This is a genomic window from Rubrivivax sp. JA1026, from assembly GCF_011065555.1.
GTDB classification, from domain to species: domain Bacteria; phylum Pseudomonadota; class Gammaproteobacteria; order Burkholderiales; family Burkholderiaceae_C; genus Rubrivivax; species Rubrivivax benzoatilyticus.
This window is the reverse complement of the sequence record NZ_JAALCQ010000011.1, coordinates 51023-68026: the sequence shown is the minus strand read 5'-3', so window position 1 is coordinate 68026 and position 17004 is coordinate 51023. Positions and strand designations below refer to the sequence as shown.

General features: G+C 74.0%; 9 protein-coding genes. 6 read left to right on the top strand and 3 right to left on the bottom strand.

The features are described from left to right. Positions 1–4 precede the first annotated feature (4 nt). Positions 5–373, bottom strand: coding sequence for a response regulator (locus G5B56_RS17430; RefSeq protein ID WP_009858027.1), 369 nt, complete (start codon positions 371–373; stop codon positions 5–7). A gap of 28 nt (positions 374–401) precedes the next feature. Then, positions 402–1589, bottom strand: coding sequence for a methyl-accepting chemotaxis protein (locus G5B56_RS17425; protein WP_164964041.1), 1188 nt, complete (start codon positions 1587–1589; stop codon positions 402–404). Between the two features lie 295 nt (positions 1590–1884). On the opposite strand from G5B56_RS17425, the gene G5B56_RS17420 reads away from it, so the two are divergent. Further along, positions 1885–2199: a hypothetical protein gene (locus tag G5B56_RS17420; protein WP_404947964.1), complete on the top strand. Its 315-nt coding sequence runs from the start codon at positions 1885–1887 to the stop codon at positions 2197–2199. 101 nt (positions 2200–2300) lie between these two features. Here G5B56_RS17420 and G5B56_RS17415 read toward each other — a convergent pair whose 3' ends face one another. After that, positions 2301–3851: a PAS domain-containing methyl-accepting chemotaxis protein gene (locus tag G5B56_RS17415; protein ID WP_164964040.1), complete on the bottom strand. Its 1551-nt coding sequence runs from the start codon at positions 3849–3851 to the stop codon at positions 2301–2303. Between the two features lie 215 nt (positions 3852–4066). Here G5B56_RS17415 and recC point away from each other — a divergent pair, with 215 nt between their 5' ends. The 5 genes from recC to G5B56_RS17390 are packed head-to-tail and all read left to right on the top strand — an operon-like array spanning position 4067 to position 16758. Beyond that, positions 4067–7402 (top strand): exodeoxyribonuclease V subunit gamma, encoded by a 3336-nt coding sequence (recC, locus tag G5B56_RS17410; RefSeq protein ID WP_164964039.1) that lies wholly within the window; start codon positions 4067–4069, stop codon positions 7400–7402. Continuing rightward, positions 7399–11034 carry an exodeoxyribonuclease V subunit beta gene (recB, locus tag G5B56_RS17405; RefSeq protein WP_164964038.1) on the top strand — a complete coding sequence of 1212 codons (3636 nt, stop codon included), beginning with the start codon at positions 7399–7401 and terminating at the stop codon, positions 11032–11034. Before recC ends, recB begins: the two co-directional genes overlap by 4 nt. Beyond that, a complete protein-coding gene (gene recD, locus G5B56_RS17400; protein WP_206023544.1) occupies positions 11034–13037 on the top strand; it encodes an exodeoxyribonuclease V subunit alpha in 2004 nt (667 codons plus the stop codon). The genes recB and recD overlap by 1 nt, the downstream gene beginning before the upstream one ends. After that, positions 13034–14140, top strand: a complete 1107-nt coding sequence (locus G5B56_RS17395; RefSeq protein ID WP_164964037.1) for a DNA repair exonuclease — start codon at positions 13034–13036, stop codon at positions 14138–14140. Before recD ends, G5B56_RS17395 begins: the two co-directional genes overlap by 4 nt. Further along, positions 14137–16758, top strand: a complete 2622-nt coding sequence (locus G5B56_RS17390) for an ATP-binding protein (protein WP_164964036.1) — start codon at positions 14137–14139, stop codon at positions 16756–16758. The genes G5B56_RS17395 and G5B56_RS17390 overlap by 4 nt, the downstream gene beginning before the upstream one ends. The last annotated feature ends 246 nt before the right edge of the window (positions 16759–17004 follow it).

Below are 17004 nucleotides of genomic sequence, written 5' to 3'. Positions count from 1 at the left end.
CGCTCTAGGGCAGCACGAGCTTCTGCACCACCGCGAGCAGCTGCGGCGGGCTGAAGGGCTTGACGACCCAGGCCTTGGCGCCGGCGGCCTGGCCTTCGGCCTTCTTGTTCGCGGCCGACTCGGTGGTCAGCATGACGATCGGCGTGAAGCGGTAGGCGGCGAGCTGCTTGACTGCCTTGACGAAGCCGATGCCGTCGAGATTCGGCATGTTCACGTCGCTGACGATCAGGTGAATCTTGGCGCCGGTCAGCTTGCGCAGCGCGTCGGCGCCGTCGCAGGCCTCGAGCACGTCGTAGCCGGCGCCCCTGAGGGCGATGGCGACGACCTGGCGCAGCGAAGCCGAGTCGTCGACGATCATGATGGTCTTGGCCATGTCGGCGGATCCTGTGATGCCGTGGTGATCAGAAGAAGGTGACGGCCTCTTCGGCCGGCTCGGGGGTGCGCCGTGGCGCGGCTGCCGAGCGTCCCGTCTCGGCTGCGTGTTCGTCGGCCATCGCGTAGCTGCGGCGCAGTTCATCGAGCAGCACGGCGGTGTCCAGCGGCAGGGCCTGGCCCTCGCGTTCCAGGCGCGCCTGTGCCTCGGCGGCGACGCGGTTCAGGTGCTGCAGGCTGTCGCGCACGTGGCTCAGGCGCTGGCTGACGCGGTCCTGGAACTGCAGTTGCACCAGCGACTCGACGACCTCGGCCTGGATGCCCTGGCTGTCGGCCTGCAGCCGCATCGCGGCGCCCTCGAGCGAACGTGTCACGCCTTCGAAGTCGGCGAGCACACGCTGGATCGCATCGCCCGAGGCCGACAGCATCTCGGCCTCGGTGGCCTCGGACTGGCGGGCATCGCCGCAAGCCTTCAGGATGGCGCTGGAGACCGCGTCCACGTCTCGCGCCATGCGTTCGCCGGTCGAGGCCGACTGTGCCGAGAGCTTGCGAACCTCCTGCGCCAACACGCCGAAGCCGCGGCCTTCGGGCCCGGCGTGTGCGGCCTCGATCGCGGCGTTGATCGCCAGCAGGTTGGTCTTGGAGGCGATCGCCGAGACCTCGGCGGCCATCTCGCGCAGCTCGGCGACGAAAGGCCCGAGCTGCTGCACCGCCTGGCGCAGTTCGCTGTTGCCGCCGGTGGCGCGGCGCAGCGACTCGAGAATGCCGTCGAGGTCGTGGCGGCTGCGCAGATGCACCTCGCCGGCACCGTGGTCGCCGCCGCCTCCGGCCGCGGCCAGCGTGGTGTCCAGCCGCGAGACGATGGCGCCGAAACGTTCGGTCAACGCGCAGACGGCGGCTTCGGTCTGGCCGCGGGCACCCTCGACGTGGGCTGCCCACAGCGGCGCCAGGTCCTGCCCCAGCGCATGCTGCGCCGCCGCCCAGGTCTGGACCTGTCGATCGTGCTCGCTGCGGGCCGCGATGACACGCCGGTCACCGACAGCGGCAAGGGCCACCATCGCCACCGCTGCGACGCAGGCCCACAGCTCTCCTGCCGATGCCCAGGCCTGCACGAACGCTGCCGGCAACGCGAACGCGGTCGCCGGCCACTGCAGACGGCTGAAGCGCGGCAGCGCCTTCATCGGTGCCTGCAACTGCGGCGAGGAGAGTTCTGTCATGGGGTTGTCGCGCAGTGCGGGAGTGGAGAGCGATCAGGCCGTTTGGCTTGTTTGCCGTATGCATACGCCTATCGTCTCTGGGCGACCGGAATGAAGCAGAAGCCAAATGCCCGTTCGACGACACGGGCATTAAGTCACGAAGCCATTTTCAATATGAAAAATTCGATGCTTTCATCGGATTTGAAACGGCAAATTCGACACGGCGACGCACCACGACACGGCGCCCGGGATGGCCCCATCCCGCGGCGTTGCCTGCGCCCGTAGACTGCGGCGGCAGTTCCTGGAGAAAGCCGCGATGAGATCAACCGTGCGCCTGGTGTTCGGCCCCGACGAACTGACGGTGAACCTGCCCGACCACGACAAGCCCTGGGCCGCCGACGAGGCGCGCCGCTGGCTCGACGACCAGTTCGTCGCCAACGACTGCGAGCCGCTGCGTGCGCTGGGCAAGGTGCTGGTGGCCGACAAGCTGGCCGCCATCGCGCGGGCGATCGGCCTGCAGGGCTTTCACGACGACGAGGTCTTCCGCATGGACTTCGCGCGTGCGGCCTCGGCGGCGCTGGCGCGCGACAGGGTCAAGGTCGACGCCGAGACCGGCAAGGTCACGTTCTGACATCGGGGCGCACCCCGGGCGCGGCCACCGGGCGCCAGGACGGCGCCGCCGACGCGCGCCGCGAAGGCAGCGTCATCGTGCGGCCCGCAGGGCCGCCCTGATCAGGCGCCGACGCGGAAGATCTGCACCGCGCGCACCAGCGTCGACGCACGCGCCTCGAGCGACACGCAGGCCGCGGCGGCCTGCTCGGCCAGCGCCGCGTTCTGCTGCGTCGACTGGTCGATCGTGGCGATCGCGCCGTTGACCTCGGCGATACCTTGCGACTGCTCGCCGGTGGCATGCGTGATCTCGGCGACCAGCGTGCCGACACGGTGCACCGACTCGACGACATCCGCGATCACGCTCTCGGCGGTCTGCACGCGGCGCGCGCCGTCGGTGACCTGCTGGACCGAGCTGCCGATCAGCTCGCGGATCTCCTTGGCCGCCTGGCTGCTGCGCTGCGCCAGCGCGCGCACCTCGCTGGCGACGACGGCGAAGCCGCGGCCCTGCTCGCCGGCACGCGCGGCCTCGACGGCGGCGTTCAGCGACAGGATGTTGGTCTGGAAGGCGATGCCTTCGATGACCTGGATGACCTCGGCGACCCGCTTGGACGAGGCCTCGATCGCGTCCATCGTCTTCACCAGCTCGACGACGGCCTCGCCGCCGCGGCTGGCGACGCCGCGTGCGTCCTCGCTGACCCGCGCCACCTGCTGCGCCGTGCCGGCCGTGGCCTTGACGGTGCCGGTGAGCTGCTCCATCACCGAGGCCGTGCGCTGCACCTCGGAGGACTGGGTCTCGGTGCGCTGCGACAGGTCGTTGCTGCCCTGCGCGATCTCCTTGGACGCGGAGGTCACGCCGGTGACTTCGGCGCGCACGTCGGCGACGATGGCCTGCATGTTCAGGTTGGCCAGCCAGATGTTGCGCGTCAGCTTGCCCAGCGGGTGGCGCGGGTCGTAATCGATGTGGCCGGTGAGGTTGCAGCCGGCGATCTGGGCGGCCGTCGCCGTGCACTCGTCCAGGCGCTTGCCGACCGAGAGGTGGAACCAGGTGCCGATGACCGTGCAGCCCACGCCCATCGCCAGCATCTCGGCCCACAGTGCGTCGAAATACCAGCCGGCCAGCGACGCGCCGGCGAACAGCGCGAACAGGGCGCCGACCACCCGCACCGTCAGCGACATCCGGAAGACGCGGTACGGCAGGTCGCGCAGCCCGTGGTAGCGCACGCCGCCGGCATGCAGCCGGATCGTGTGGCGGCCCGACTCGCGCTCGGCCTTCAGCTGTGCGTACAGCGCCTCGGCGCCGCGGATCTGCTCGCGCGTGGGCTTCTGGCGCACCGACATGTAGCCGACGGGCTTGCCGTTCTCCAGCACCGGCGTGACGTTGGCGACGACCCAGTAGTGGTCGCCGTTCTTGCAGCGGTTCTTGACGACACCGGTCCACGGCCGGCCGTGGCCGATCGTCTGCCACATGTCCTTGAACGCTTCCGGCGGCATGTCCGGGTGGCGAACCATGTTGTGCGGCTGGCCGATCAGCTCGGCGTAGTCGAAACCGCTGATGCGCACGAATGCGTTGTTGCAGTGCGTGATGCGGCCCTGGGCATCGGTCGTGGACACCAGCACGCTGCCGTTGTCCATTTCAACCTCGCGCTGGGTCACGGGTTCGTTCAATCGCATGCCGGGAACCTTTCGTGTGGCGGCTTCTTTGGGCCGCATCGACGGAACTTCGGCTGGATTCAGTCTGAACTTGAATCAATCCAGGCCTGCGGACGCAGAAAAGTTCTCGTTCGACGGCCGGTCCACTGGCTCAGGCCCTGAGCCTGATCGGGCTCACACTGTCGGCGGATGCGCCGGTCTCCGGGGCCGCGCCACGCTCTAGACTCCCCGCGCCGATGCTGTCGCTGCACTTCTCCAACCGTTTCGAAGCCCTGGCCACGCTGCTGGGCGCACACCTGGCCGCGCCGCGCGAGGACTTGTTCGTCGCCGACGAGATCGTCGTGCCCAGCGCCGCCGTGCGCCGCCGGCTGACGCTGGAGTTCGCCCAGGTCGAAGGCGTCTGCGCGCACCTGCGTTTCGACTACCTGGCGCAATGGCTGTGGCGCCAGATCGCCGGTGTCGTGCCCGGCATCGACGCCGAACGTTCGCCGTTCGCGCCCGAGGTGCTGGCCTGGCGTGTCTGGCGCGCGCTCGGCGACCGCGAGGGGGTGGCCGCCCACCCGCGGCTGGCGGGTTACCTGGCGCAGGCCGACGAGGTGATGCGCTGGGAGCTGGCCGAACGCATCGCCGCCACCGTCGAGCAGTACGTCACCTACCGCCCCGAATGGCTGGCCGAGTGGCTGGCCGGGCGGCCGGTGGCCTTCCCCGGCGGCGCGGCGCCGGCCGACGCCGGCTGGCAGGCCGAACTGTGGCGGCGCATCGTCGCCGAGACCGGCGTCTCGGGCCGGCACCCGATCGAAGGTTTCATCGACACGCTGTCGCGCCCCGGCGGCGCCGCACGCGCCCGCGAAGCCGGGCTGCCCGAACGAGTGCACGTCGTCGCGCTGCCGACGATGCCGCCGCTGCACGCCCGCCTGCTGGCGGCGCTGGGGCGTGCGATCGACGTCGAGGTCTACCTGCTCAACCCCTGCCGCGAATACTGGTTCGAGCTCGTCGACGCACGCCGCCTGGCATGGCTGCAGGCCGCCGGGCGCGACGCCGGCCACGAGGTCGGCAACCGGCTGCTGGCCGGCTGGGGCAAGCAGACCCAGGCCCAGATCGACGGCCTGCTCGATGCCGCCGGCGACGCCGTCGTCGACGAGCACCTGTTCATCCAGCCGCCCGAACACACGCTGCTCGGCCGGCTGCAGACGGCGATCCTCGACTCGGTCGAACTCGACGCGGGCTCGGCGGCCGACCTGACCGGCGAACGCAGCATCGAGTTCCACGTCGCGCATTCGCGCACCCGCGAACTGGAAGCGCTGCACGACCGGCTGCTGGCCTTGTTCGCCGCCGACGCGACGCTGACGCCCGGCGACGTGCTGGTCGTCACGCCCGACCTGGAAGCCACCGCGCCGCTGGTCGACGCCGTCTTCGGCACCGTGCCGGCCGGGCGCCGCATCCCGTACGCCGTCACCGGCCGCGCGCGCAGCGGCCAGGACCCGGCGGCGCGGGCACTGCTGGCGCTGCTGTCGCTCACCAGTTCGCGCGTCGCCGCCAGCGAGCTGTTCGCGCTGCTGCAGCAGCCGGCGGTCGCGCGGCGTTTCGGCCTCGACGAAGCGGCGCTGGAACGCCTGCACGGCTGGCTGCTCGCCAGCGGCCTGCACTGGGGCCTGGACGCCGCGCACCGCGCCGGCTTCGACCTGCCGGCCGAAACACGCCACACGCTGGCCGACGCGCTGGACCGGCTGTTCCTCGGCCACGCCTTGCCGGCCGGCGCCGAGTCGCCGCTGCCCGGGCTGCTGCCGGCCGGCGACGCCGAAGGTTCGGCCGCGGCGACGCTGGGCGCCTTCTGGCGTTATGCCGAGGCGCTGCGCTGGCTGCAGGCCGAAAGCGTGCGCCCGCGCCCGGCCGCCGCCTGGGCGCGGCTGCTGCACGCCGCGCTCGACCGTTTCGTCGCCCCCGCTGGCGACGAACAGCCGGCGCTGCGCGAACTGCGCGCGACGATCGCCCGCCTGGCCGACGACGTCGCCTCCGGCGCCGGCGCCGCGACGGCGCTGCCGCTGGCCGTGCTGCGCCGCGCGCTCGAAGCCCGGCTGGACGACCCGGCGCGTGGCGGCGTGCCCTCGGGCGCCGTGACCTTCTCGGCGATGAGCAGCCTGCGCGGCCTGCCCTACCGCGTCGTCTGCGCCATCGGCCTGGACGACGGCGCCTTCCCGACGACCGCCCGCCCGCCCGAGTTCGACCTGATCGCGCTGGCGCCGAGGCGCGGCGACCGCCAGCGCCGCCACGACGAGCGCAACGTCTTCCTCGACCTGCTGCTGGCCGCGCGCGAGCACCTGCACCTCAGCTGGCGCGGCCGCAGCGTGCGCGACAACGCGCCGCTGCCGCCGTCGGTGCTGGTCGCCGAACTGCTGGAGCTGCTGGCCGCGGCCACCGCCGAAGACCCCGACGAGCCGGCCTCGGTGGCGGCGGCACGCAAGCGCCTGGTCGTCGAACACCCGCTGCAGTCTTTCGCGCCCGAACTCTTCGACGCCGGGGCCGACGCCCGCCGCCGCAGCCACGACGCCGAACTCGCCGCCGCGCTGCGCGCCGGTGCCGTGGCCGCGGCCTTGCCACCGGTGGCCGCAAGCGCCGAGGACGACGAAGAGGAAGAAGAACTGCAAGCCGCGTCCGACCCCGCCCTGCCCTTCTTCACCACGCCGCTGCCGCCGCCCGGCCCCGAGTGGCGCACGCCGACGCTGCAGCAGCTCGTCGAGTTCTTCCGCCAGCCGACGCGTTATTGGCTGCGCCGCCGGCTGCAGATCGCGCTGCAGTTCGACGAAGCCGCGCTGGACGACGACGAACCGCTGGTCGCCGACGCGCTGGCGCGCCGCGCTTTCGCCGATCGCCTGCTGCCGCCGCTGTTGGCCGGCGTCGACGCCGAGACCGCGTGGCGGCGCGCCGAAGCCGGCACCGAACTGCCGTCGGGCGCCATCGGCCAGCAGCAGATGCAGGCCGAGTTCGCGCGTGTCGCCGCGTTCGCCGACCGGGTGCGCGACGCGCTGGCCGAGCCGGTGCTCGACGCCCAGGGCGCCGAACTCGACTTCGAGCTCGACGGCGAACGCTGGACCGTCGCCGCCGGCTTCGCCGACCTGCGCGCCAGTGGCCTGGTGCGCTGGCGCTGGGGCGTGCTGCGTGGCGCCGACCTGCTCGAAGCCTGGCTGCAGCACCTGGTGCTGGCCGCCGCGGCGCCGGCCGGCGTCGCGACACGCACCCGCTGGCTGCTGACGAACGGCGAACTCGTGCTGCGCACGCCCGAGGCCCCGCGTGAACACCTGGCCACGCTGCTGCGCCTGTACCGCCGCGGCCTGGCCGAGCCGCTGCGGCTGTACCCGAAGACCTCGCTGGCGCTGGTGCGCGACGGCGCCGCCGCGGCGCTGAAGTGCTGGACACCGGGCGAACGCACGCCGTTCGCCGAAGGTGGCGACGAATCGATCCGCCTGGCCTGGCGCGGCCGCGAAGCCGAGGCGCTGGCGGGCGACTTCGAGCCGGTCGCGCAAGCCGTCTTCGGCCCGCTGCTGGCCCACGCCGAAGGGAGCGCGCTGCAATGAACGCCCCCGTCGCGCGTGCGCTGGACGTCTTCACCTGCCCGCTGGACGGCATCGCGCTGGTCGAGGCTTCGGCCGGCACCGGCAAGACCTGGAACCTCTGCGGCCTGTTCCTGCGCCTGCTGCTGGAACGCCGGCTCGAGGTGCAGCAGGTGCTGGTCGTCACCTTCACCAACGCCGCCACCGGCGAGCTGCGCGAACGCATCCGCGCGCGCCTGGTCGACGTGCTGGCCGCGCTCGACGGCCGCCCGGCAGCGCTGGCCGACCCCTTCGTTTCCGGGCTGCTGGACGCGCTGCGCCGGCCCGAAGTCGGCCTGACCGACGCCGAGATGCGCGCCCGCGTCGACCGCGCGCTGCAGACCTTCGACGAAGCGGCGATCTTCACGATCCACGGCTTCTGCCAGCGCGCGCTGGCCGACGCGCCGTTCGCCTCGGCGATGCCGCTGCGCCAGGAGCTGGGCGACGACGCGGCGCTGGTGCGCGAGGTGGTGTTCGACTTCTGGCGCCGCCACGTCGCCGGCGGCACGCTGCCGGCGGGTGTCGCCGAACTGCTGCTGTCGCGCGGCGACACGCCCGACGCCTGGGTCGAGCTGGTGCGCCGGCGCAGTGCCAAGCCGCTGGCGCGCCTGGTCTGGCCAGCGCTGCTGGACGAACCCGTCGCCGCCGACACGACGGCGCTGGAGCGTGTGTTCGAAGACGCCCGCCGGCTCTGGCGCAGCGAGCGCGAGGCCGTGCTCGCTGCCGTGCACGAGGCGCTGCCGCGCCTGCCCGCCAACCGCTACAAGCCCGACAGCGTCGCCACCGCGGCGCGCTGCTGGGACGAGATCACCGCCGCGCCGTCGGCGCTGCTGGCGCCGTCCGACAAGCTGCTGGACAAAGGCAAGGCCGCGCTGCTCGGCACGGCCAAGCTGCAGCCGAAGAAGGGCCTGGCGCCGCCGGCGCCGCACCCGTTCTTCGACGCCGCCGATGCGCTGCTGGAAACACTGGCCGCCGCACGCCAGGCACTGGAAGTCGAACGCCTGCGCCTGCTGCGCCGCCTGCTCGAAGAGGCCCCCGAACGCCTGCGTGCGCTGAAGCGTGAACGCCGCGTGCTCGCCTTCGACGACATGCTGCAGAACCTGCACGAGCGCCTGACCGGCGGCGCCTGCCCGCAGCTGGCCGCGGCGCTGAAGACACGTTTCCCGGCGGCGCTGATCGACGAGTTCCAGGACACCGACCCGCTGCAGTGGGCGATCTTCGAAACCGTCTACGGCGCCGGGGACGCGCCGCTGTTCCTGATCGGCGACCCCAAGCAGGCGATCTACAGCTTCCGCAACGCCGACCTGAACACCTATCTCGCGGCGCGGCAGCGCGCGGCGGCGAGCTGGACGCTGGCGCAGAACCAGCGTTCGTCGGAGCCGCTGCTGGGGGCGCTGAACGGTTTGTTCGGCCACCAGCCGCGCGCCTTCATGCAGGACGGGCTGGACTACCAGCCGGTGGGCTACGGCGCCAAGCCGCGCGCGCCTTTCGCCGACCGCGGCGCCGAACGCGCCGCACTCGAACTCTGGTCGCTGCCGCGCGAGGACGAAGGCCAGCCGCTGGCCAAGAGCGCCGCGATGGCCGCCGCCGCCGCGGCCTGCGCCGCCGAGATCGCGCGCCTGGTCGACGCCGGCCGGCGCGGCGAAGCGACGCTCGCCGGCCGGGGTCTCGCCGCCGGCGACATCGCGGTGCTGGTGCGCAGCCACCGCCAGGGCGCGCGCATGCGCCAGGCGCTGGCGGCGCTGGGCGTGGCCAGCGTCGAGCTGTCGCAGGCCAGCGTCTTCGCCAGCCGCGACGCCGAAGACCTGGAACGCCTGCTCGGCGCCGTGCTCGAGCCGGCCAACGCCGCGCGCCTGCGCGCCGCGCTGGCCACCGAGGCGATGGGTTATGACGCCGCGCGCATCGCCGCGCTGGCCGACGACGAGGCGGCGCTGGCCGAACTCGTGCAGCGTTTCGCCGCCTACCGCGAGACCTGGTTCACGCGCGGCGTCGCGGTGATGCTGCGGCGCTGGATGCAGGACGAAGGCGTCGCCGCGCGCCTGCTGTCGCGCCCCGACGGCGAACGTCGCATGACGAACTGGCTGCACCTGGCCGAATGCCTGCAGCGCGCCGCCGAGACCACCACCTCGCCCGAGGCCTTGCAGCGCTGGCTGCACGACGAGCGCCGCGCGCCGGGTGGCGACGACGAGGCGCAGCTGCGCCTGGAGTCCGACCGCAACCTGGTGCAGATCGTCACCATCCACAAGAGCAAGGGCCTGGAGTACCCGGTCGTCTTCTGCCCCTTCGTCTTCGACGGCCACGCCGGCGGCGGCGGCTCGGACGGCGAAGGCCGCGAGCTGCACGACACCGCCGGGCAGCAGTTGTGGGTCTTCGGCGACGCCGAGGTCGAGCCCGGCAGCGACGACCGCGCCAAGGTCGAGCAGGCCGCCGAGACGCTGCGCCTGCTCTACGTCGCGCTGACACGTGCGGTGCACCGGCTGGTGCTGGTCGTCGGGCCGTACGCGGTGCGCAAGTCGGCCACCGAAAGCGCGCGTGCGCTGCTGAACTGGTTCGTCGCCGACGGCCAGCAAGAGCCCGCCGCCTGGCTGACAGGCAAACGCGAGCCGGAAGAAGTCGACGCCGCCTGGCAGGCCTTCGCCGCGCTGCACCCGCAGACGGTCGCGCTGCGCACGCTGCCCGACACGCCCGGCACGCCGCTGGCCGTGCAGGCCGCCGACCCCGAGGCCATCGTCGCGCTGCCGGCGCCGGCCGTGCCGCCGGCCTGGTGGATCGGCAGCTACAGCAGCCTGACCCAGGGCCTGCGCCACGAAGGCGCGGCCCAGGACCGCGACGAGGCCCAGCGCCCGGCACGCCGCGCCGCCCCGGCGACGCTGGCCGCCGACGACGTGCTGCGTTTCCCGCGTGGCGCGGTGGCCGGCGAATGCCTGCACGCGCTGTTCGAACACGCCGACTTCGCCGACGCCGCACGCTGGCCCGAGGCCGCGGCGCGGGCGCTCGCCCTGCACCCGCCCGAAGCCGAGGCCGACAGCGGCCGGCTGGCGCCGATGCTGGAGACGCTGCTGGCCGACGTGCTGGCGACGCGGCTGCCGGGCGGCGTCGTGCTCGGCGACGTGCCGCCGGGCAAACGCCTGGCCGAGCTGGAGTTCACGCTGCCGTCGCCGGCGCTGGCCGCCGACGCGCTGGCCGCCGTGCTGCGCGAAGCCGGCCTGCCGGTGCCGGCGCTGGCTTTCGGCATGCTGCGCGGCTACCTGCGCGGTTTCATCGACCTGGTCTTCGAGCACCGCGGCCGCTGCCACGTGCTCGACTGGAAGTCCAACCACCTGGGCTGGACCGCCGCCGACTACGGCCCCGAGCCGGTGGCACGCGAGGTCGCCGCACACGGCTACCAGCTGCAGGCGCTGCTGTACCTCGTCGCGCTGCACCGCTGGCAGCGTGCGCGCCGCGCCGGCTACGACCCCGAACGCCACCTCGGCGGCGCGATGGTGCTGTTCGTGCGCGGCGTGCGCCCGGGCTGGCGCAACGCCGACGGCAGCCCCGCCGGCGTCTGGGCCTACAAGCCCAGCGTCGCGCTGATCGAGCGCCTGTCGGCGCTGTTCGACGCCGTGGAGAACCCCTGATGAGCCGCCGCCGCACGCCCGACGAGGCCACGCTGCCGCTGTTCGACGACGAACCGGCGCCGCCGCCGGTCGTGGCGCCGACGCCCGAGCCGGCGGCCGACGCCGGCTGGACCGACGATCTGCCTGACCTCGACGTCTTCTTCGAGGAAGACGGCGGCGTGCTTGACGCCGAAACCGAGCCTGAAACCACCGAGGCGGTCGAAGAGACACCAACCCGTCCCGAGACACCCGCCGAAGCGCTGGCCGCCGGTCTGGCGGCACACGTCGAAGCCTGGTCGCGCCGCCTCGGCGCCGACGCCGACGACGCCCGCGCCGCCAGCCGCGCCGCCGAGGCGCTGTCGCGCGCCACCGCCGCCGGCCACGTCTGCCTGATGCTCGACGAACTCGACGGCGAGCCCGCCGACTGGCGTGCCCGGCTCGAAGCCTCGCGGGTCGTCGGCCCGGCGCACGCGCCCGGCGCCGCGCCGCTGGTGCTCGACGCCGACGGCCGGCTGTACCTGCAGCGCGACTTCGACCACGAGCGCCGCCTGGCCGCACGGCTGAAGGCCGCAGCGCGGCCGGTGCCCGGCGCGCTGGACGCCGGCGCGCGCGCGCGGCTGGCCGAACTCTTCACCGCCAACACCAGCACGGAGGAGGCGCCCGACTGGCAGCGGGCCGCCGCCGCGCTGGCGCTGCGCCAGCGCCTGGCCGTCATCAGCGGCGGCCCGGGCACCGGCAAGACGACGACCGTCGTCGCGCTGCTGGCCTGCCTGCTGGCCGACGACCCCGAGGCGCGCATCGCGCTGGCCGCGCCCACCGGCAAGGCCGCGGCACGCATGACCGAGGCGATCCGCGGCCGTGCCGCGCAGTTGCCGGAAGCGATCCGCGCACGCCTGCCGCAGGAAGCCAGCACCGTGCACCGGCTGCTGCGCGCCGGGCCCGACGGCTTTTTCCACGGCGCCGAGCGGCCGCTGGCGATCGACGCGCTGGTCGTCGATGAAGCCTCGATGCTGGACCTGGCGCTGGCGCGCCGGCTGCTCGACGCGGTGCCGGCGCACGCGCGCATCGTGCTGCTCGGCGACAAGGACCAGCTCGCCGCGGTCGAGAGCGGCGCCGTCTTCGCCGAACTGAGCGCCGACACGACGCTGACGCCCGGCTGCCGCGCCGAACTCGCCGCCGCCTGCGGCGTCACGCCCGAGGCGCTGCAGCCGCCGCCAGCCGCCGCGCCGGCGCTGGCCGACAGCGTGGTCTGGTTCCGCCGCACCTTCCGTTTCGCCGCCGACTCGGGCATCGGCCGGCTGGCCGCGCTGGTCAACGGCGGCCGTGCCGACGAGGCGCTGGCCTGGCTGGGCGCCGGCGGCGACGACTCGGTGCAGTGGCTGGACGACCGCGGCGCCGAGCCCGGCGCGGCGGTGCGCGACGCGATCGCCGCCGGCTTCGCGCCGTACGTCGAGGCGCTGCGCCGCGACCCGCAGGACGCCGCCGCGGCGATGCACGCCTTCGAGTCCTTCCGCGTGCTCTGCGCGACACGCGAGGGCACGCGCGGTGTCGCCGGCGTCAATGCCCTGGCCGCGGCCCAGCTGCGCCGCGCGCTCGGCGTCGCGCCCGGCCTCTGGTACGCCGGCCGGCCGGTGATGGTGCGCCGCAACGACTACGTGCTGCGGCTGTTCAACGGCGACATCGGCCTGGTGCTGCCCGACGCCGAGGGCCGGCTGGACGTCGTCTTCCCGGCGCCCGGCGGCGGCTGGCGCCGCGTCGCGCCGGCACGCCTGCCGCCGCACGACACCGCTTTCGGCATGACGGTGCACCAGTCGCAGGGTTCGGAGTTCACCGACCTGCTGCTGCTGACACCCGACCGCCCGCTGCGCGCGATGACACGCGAGCTGCTCTACACCGGCATCACCCGCGCCCGCCAGCGTGTCACGCTGGCCGGCCCGGCCGCGGCGCTGGCGGCCGCGGTGCGGTCGCCGACGCGGCGCCGCTCGGGCCTCGCCGCCCGCCTGCACGAACTCGAGACCCGATGACGACACTGATCCACACCGCCGACTGGCAGATCGGCCGCCAGTACGGCGGCTTCGAACCCGAGGACGCCGCGGCGCTGGCCGACGCGCGTTTTGCCGCCGTCGAGCGCATCGCCCGGCTGGCCGCCGACGAGCAGGCCGACGCGGTGCTCGTCGCCGGCGACGTCTTCGACGCGCAAGGCGTCTCGGCGCGCACGATCCGCCGGATGTTCAACGCGATGGCGCCTTTCGCCGGCCCCTGGGTGCTGATCCCCGGCAACCACGACGCGGCGCTGGCCGAAGGCGTGTGGCGCCACGCGCTGCGCCTGAATGTCGTGCCGGCGAACGTGAAGCTGGCGCTGGAGCCGGGTGTCGTCGAGCTGCCCGAAGCGCGTGCCGCGGTGCTGTGCGCGCCGCTGACCCAACGCCACACCTACACCGACCTCACCGAGGCGTTCGACGGCTGGGCCACGCCCGAAGGCTGGCTGCGCCTGGGGCTGGCGCACGGCGCGGTGCAAGGCCTGCTGGCCGAGGACATCGACTCGGCCAACCCGGTCGCACCGGATCGCGCCGAACGTGCGCGCCTGGACTATCTGGCGCTGGGCGACTGGCACGGCGCCAAACGCATCGGCGAACGCTGCTGGTACGCCGGCACGCCCGAGCAGGACCGCTTCAAGGACAACGGCGCCGGCCAGGTGCTGCGTGTGCGCATCGCCGGCCCCGGCGCCGTGCCCGAAGTCGAAGCGCTGCCGCTGGGCCGCCACCGCTGGCGCACGCTGGAGCGCCGGCTGGCCGTGCCGTCGGACGTCGAGGCGCTGGTCGCCGAACTTGCCGCCTGCGGCGCCGACGAGGTACTGCAACTGACGCTCACCGGCACGCTGGACCTGGCCGGCCGCGCCCGCCTGGACGAAGCGATTGCCGCCGCCGAAGCGCGTGTGCGTGCGCTGCGCTGCGAGCGCGGCGGCCTGCGGCTGGCGCCGACCGCCGAAGACCTGGCCGCGTTGCACGCCGACGGTTACCTCGGCGAGGTGCTGGCCGAGCTGCGCGAAGCCGACGGCCCGGTCGAACAGGAGGCGCTGGCGCTGCTCGCCGGCCTGCTGGCCGGCCGCGAGGAGGCTGCGGCATGAAGCTCACCCGTTTGCGTGTCGCCGAGCTGCGGCGTTTCCGCGAGCCTTTCGAGATCAGCGACTTCGCGCCCGGCCTGAACGTCTTCGCGGCACCCAACGAAAGCGGCAAGAGCACGCTGGTGCGGGCGATCCGCGCCGCCTTCTTCGAGCGCCACCGCTCCAGCGGCGCCGAAGACCTGCGGCCCTGGGGCGACTCGGCCGCGGCGCCGACCGTCGAACTCGACTTCACGCTCGGCTGCAGCGACTACCGCCTGGTGAAGAGTTTTCTGCAGAAGAAACGCTGCGAGCTGGTCGCCGGCGCGCGGCGCTGGGAAGGCGCCGAAGCCGAGGACCACCTGGCCGAACTGCTGGGTTTCGAGTACGCGCTGAAGGGCGCCAGCGGCCAGAAGCACTGGGGCATCCCGGGGCTGCTGTGGGTCGAGCAGGGCACGACGCAGGCCATCGCCGAGCCGGTGGAACACGCCGCGGCGCACTTGCAGCGCGCGCTGAACGCCTCGCTCGGCGAGGTCGCGGCCACCGGCGGCGACGAGGTGCTGGCGCGTGTGCGCGACCTGCGCCGCGAACTGCTGACCGCCACCGGCCGGCCCACCGGCGCGCTGGCCGAAGCCTTGCGCCTGGCCGACGAGAGCGCCGCGCGTGTCGCCGAGACCGAGGCCGCGGTGCAGCGCCACGCCGAGCAGGTCGACCGGCTCAAGCGCCTGCGCGACGAACACGAAGCTGAGACGAAGGAAGCGCCGTGGACGGCGCTGCGCCAGCAGCTCGCCCAGGCCGAAGCCGCGCTGGCCGCCGCCGAGGGCCTGCAGCGAGAGCATGACGCCGCCGCCGCCGCGCTGCGCCAGGCCGACGGGCTGGCCGGGCTGCTGCGCCAGCAGATCGCCGACGAGGCCCGGCGCCAGCAGGAACTCGCAGCGCGCGAAAGCACCCGCGCCGGCACTCAGCGCCGGCACGAAGCGGCCACCGGCGCCGAAGCCGCAGCCCGCCAGGCGCTGGCCACGGCCGAGAGCCGTTTCGCCGCCGCCCGCGCTGCATTGGTGCTGGCCCGCCAGGAGCAGACCCGCGCCCAGCTCGGCCGCGACCTCGCCGCCGCCCGCCAGGCCGCCGACAGCGCGGCCGCGGCGCTGGAGCGTGCGCGCGCCGAAGCCACCCGCGCCGCGACGCTGCGCCGCGAGGCCGATGCGCTGGCCGTTCCCCAAGCCGAGCTGAAGACGCTGCGCCAGCAGAGCCAGCGCCTGCACGAACTCGGCATCCGCCAGGACGCGGTGGCGACAAGGCTGGCCTTCGAGCTGCAGGCCGACGCCGGCGTCGCGCTCGACGGCGCGCCGCTGGTGGGCCAGGGCGAACGCCGGCTGACCCAGGCCGCGACGCTGACGCTGCCCGGCGGCACGGTCACCGTCGTGCCCGGCGGCGAGGACCTGGCCGCGCTGGTGCGCGAACACGCGCGCCTGGCCGACGAACGTGCGGCGCTGCTGCAGCGCCTGGGGCTGGCCTCGGCCGACGAGGCCGAGGCGCGTGCCGCGGCGCATGCGCTGAAGTCGCAGGAAGCCGAGAGCGCCCGGCAGGCCCTGGCGCTGCTGGCGCCGCAAGGGCTGGACACGCTGGAAGCCGAACGCTCGCGCGCACAGGCGCGCCACGCCGAAGCCGAGCAGGCGCTGGCCGCGCTGCCGCCAGCACCCGAGGCCGCACCGCCGGCCGTCGCCGCCGCCGAAGCCGAAGCCACGGCCGCCGAACAGGCGCGTGCCGACGCCGCACGCCAGGCCGAGGCGCGCCAGCGCGAACGTGCGACGGCCGAAGCCGAACACCAGGCCGCCGTGCGCGAGCACCAGGCGCTGGCCGAGGCGCTGGCCGCGCCCGAACGCGCCGAAGCCCAGCGCCGCCAGCCGCTCGCGCTGGCCGACGCGCAAGCCCAGCAGGCCGCGGCCCAGGCCCGGCTCGAAGCGGTGCAGGCACGCATCGCCGCGGCACGCCCGGACATCCTGCGCCAGGACGTCGAGCGCCTGCGCCGCAGCGCCGAGGAGGCCGAACGCGCCCACCGCGCCCGCGAACTCGAAGTCGCGCGTCTGGCCGCCGAACTGGCCGCCGTCGGCGCGCAAGGGTTGGACGAACAGCTGGCCGGCGAACGGGCCGCCGCCGAGCACGCGGCGCGCCGCCGCGACGAGCTGCAGCGCCGCGCCGACGCGCTGGAGCTGCTGCTGGGCAAGCTGGAGTCGCACCGCCAGGCGCTGACGCGCCGGCTGCAGGCGCCGCTGCAGAAACACCTGGACCACTACGCCTCGCTGCTGTTCCCGGCCGGGCGGCTGGAGGTCGGCGAGAGCCTGCGCCCCGAGGTGCTGGCGCGGCCGGGGCAACGCGGCGAGGAGCGCGGCGCCTTCGAGACGCTGTCCTTCGGCGCGCGCGAGCAGCTCGGCCTGGTCTGCCGCCTGGCCTACGCCGACCTGCTGCGCGAAGCCGGCCAGCCGACGCTGGTCATCCTCGACGACGCGCTGGTGCACACCGACGCCGAACGGCTGGAGCGCATGAAACGCATCGTCTTCGACGCCGCGCAGCGCCACCAGCTGCTGGTCTTCAGCTGCCATCCCGCGCAGTGGCGCGACCTCGGCGTGCCGGTGCGGCGGCTGTAGACGCGGGGGCAACGATGCGGGGGGCAGGTCTCGCGGGGGCGGTCGGGGTCAGGGCGGTCGGGGTCAGGTCTCGCGAGACCTGACCCCAGGCTTCTCTGACCCCAGGCTTCTCTGACCCCAGGCTTCTCTGACCCCAGGCTTCTCAGGCTTCTGACCCCAGGCTTCTGACCCCAGGGCGGTCGGCACCGTAGTAGGTCGGGGTCAGGTCTCTCGAGACCTGACCCCAGGCTTCCAGGCTTCCCCGGA

What these genes read in the sequence shown, in the direction of transcription:
- G5B56_RS17395 (WP_164964037.1), top strand. Translation starts at nt 13,034, where the DNA reads ATGACGACACTGATCCACACCGCCGACTGGCAGATCGGCCGCCAGTAC.
- G5B56_RS17430 (WP_009858027.1), bottom strand. Translation starts at nt 373, where the DNA reads ATGGCCAAGACCATCATGATCGTCGACGACTCGGCTTCGCTGCGCCAG.
- G5B56_RS17415 (WP_164964040.1), bottom strand. Translation starts at nt 3,851, where the DNA reads ATGCGATTGAACGAACCCGTGACCCAGCGCGAGGTTGAAATGGACAAC.
- recC (WP_164964039.1), top strand. Translation starts at nt 4,067, where the DNA reads ATGCTGTCGCTGCACTTCTCCAACCGTTTCGAAGCCCTGGCCACGCTG.
- G5B56_RS17420 (WP_404947964.1), top strand. Translation starts at nt 1,885, where the DNA reads ATGAGATCAACCGTGCGCCTGGTGTTCGGCCCCGACGAACTGACGGTG.
- recD (WP_206023544.1), top strand. Translation starts at nt 11,034, where the DNA reads ATGAGCCGCCGCCGCACGCCCGACGAGGCCACGCTGCCGCTGTTCGAC.
- G5B56_RS17390 (WP_164964036.1), top strand. Translation starts at nt 14,137, where the DNA reads ATGAAGCTCACCCGTTTGCGTGTCGCCGAGCTGCGGCGTTTCCGCGAG.
- recB (WP_164964038.1), top strand. Translation starts at nt 7,399, where the DNA reads ATGAACGCCCCCGTCGCGCGTGCGCTGGACGTCTTCACCTGCCCGCTG.
- G5B56_RS17425 (WP_164964041.1), bottom strand. Translation starts at nt 1,589, where the DNA reads ATGACAGAACTCTCCTCGCCGCAGTTGCAGGCACCGATGAAGGCGCTG.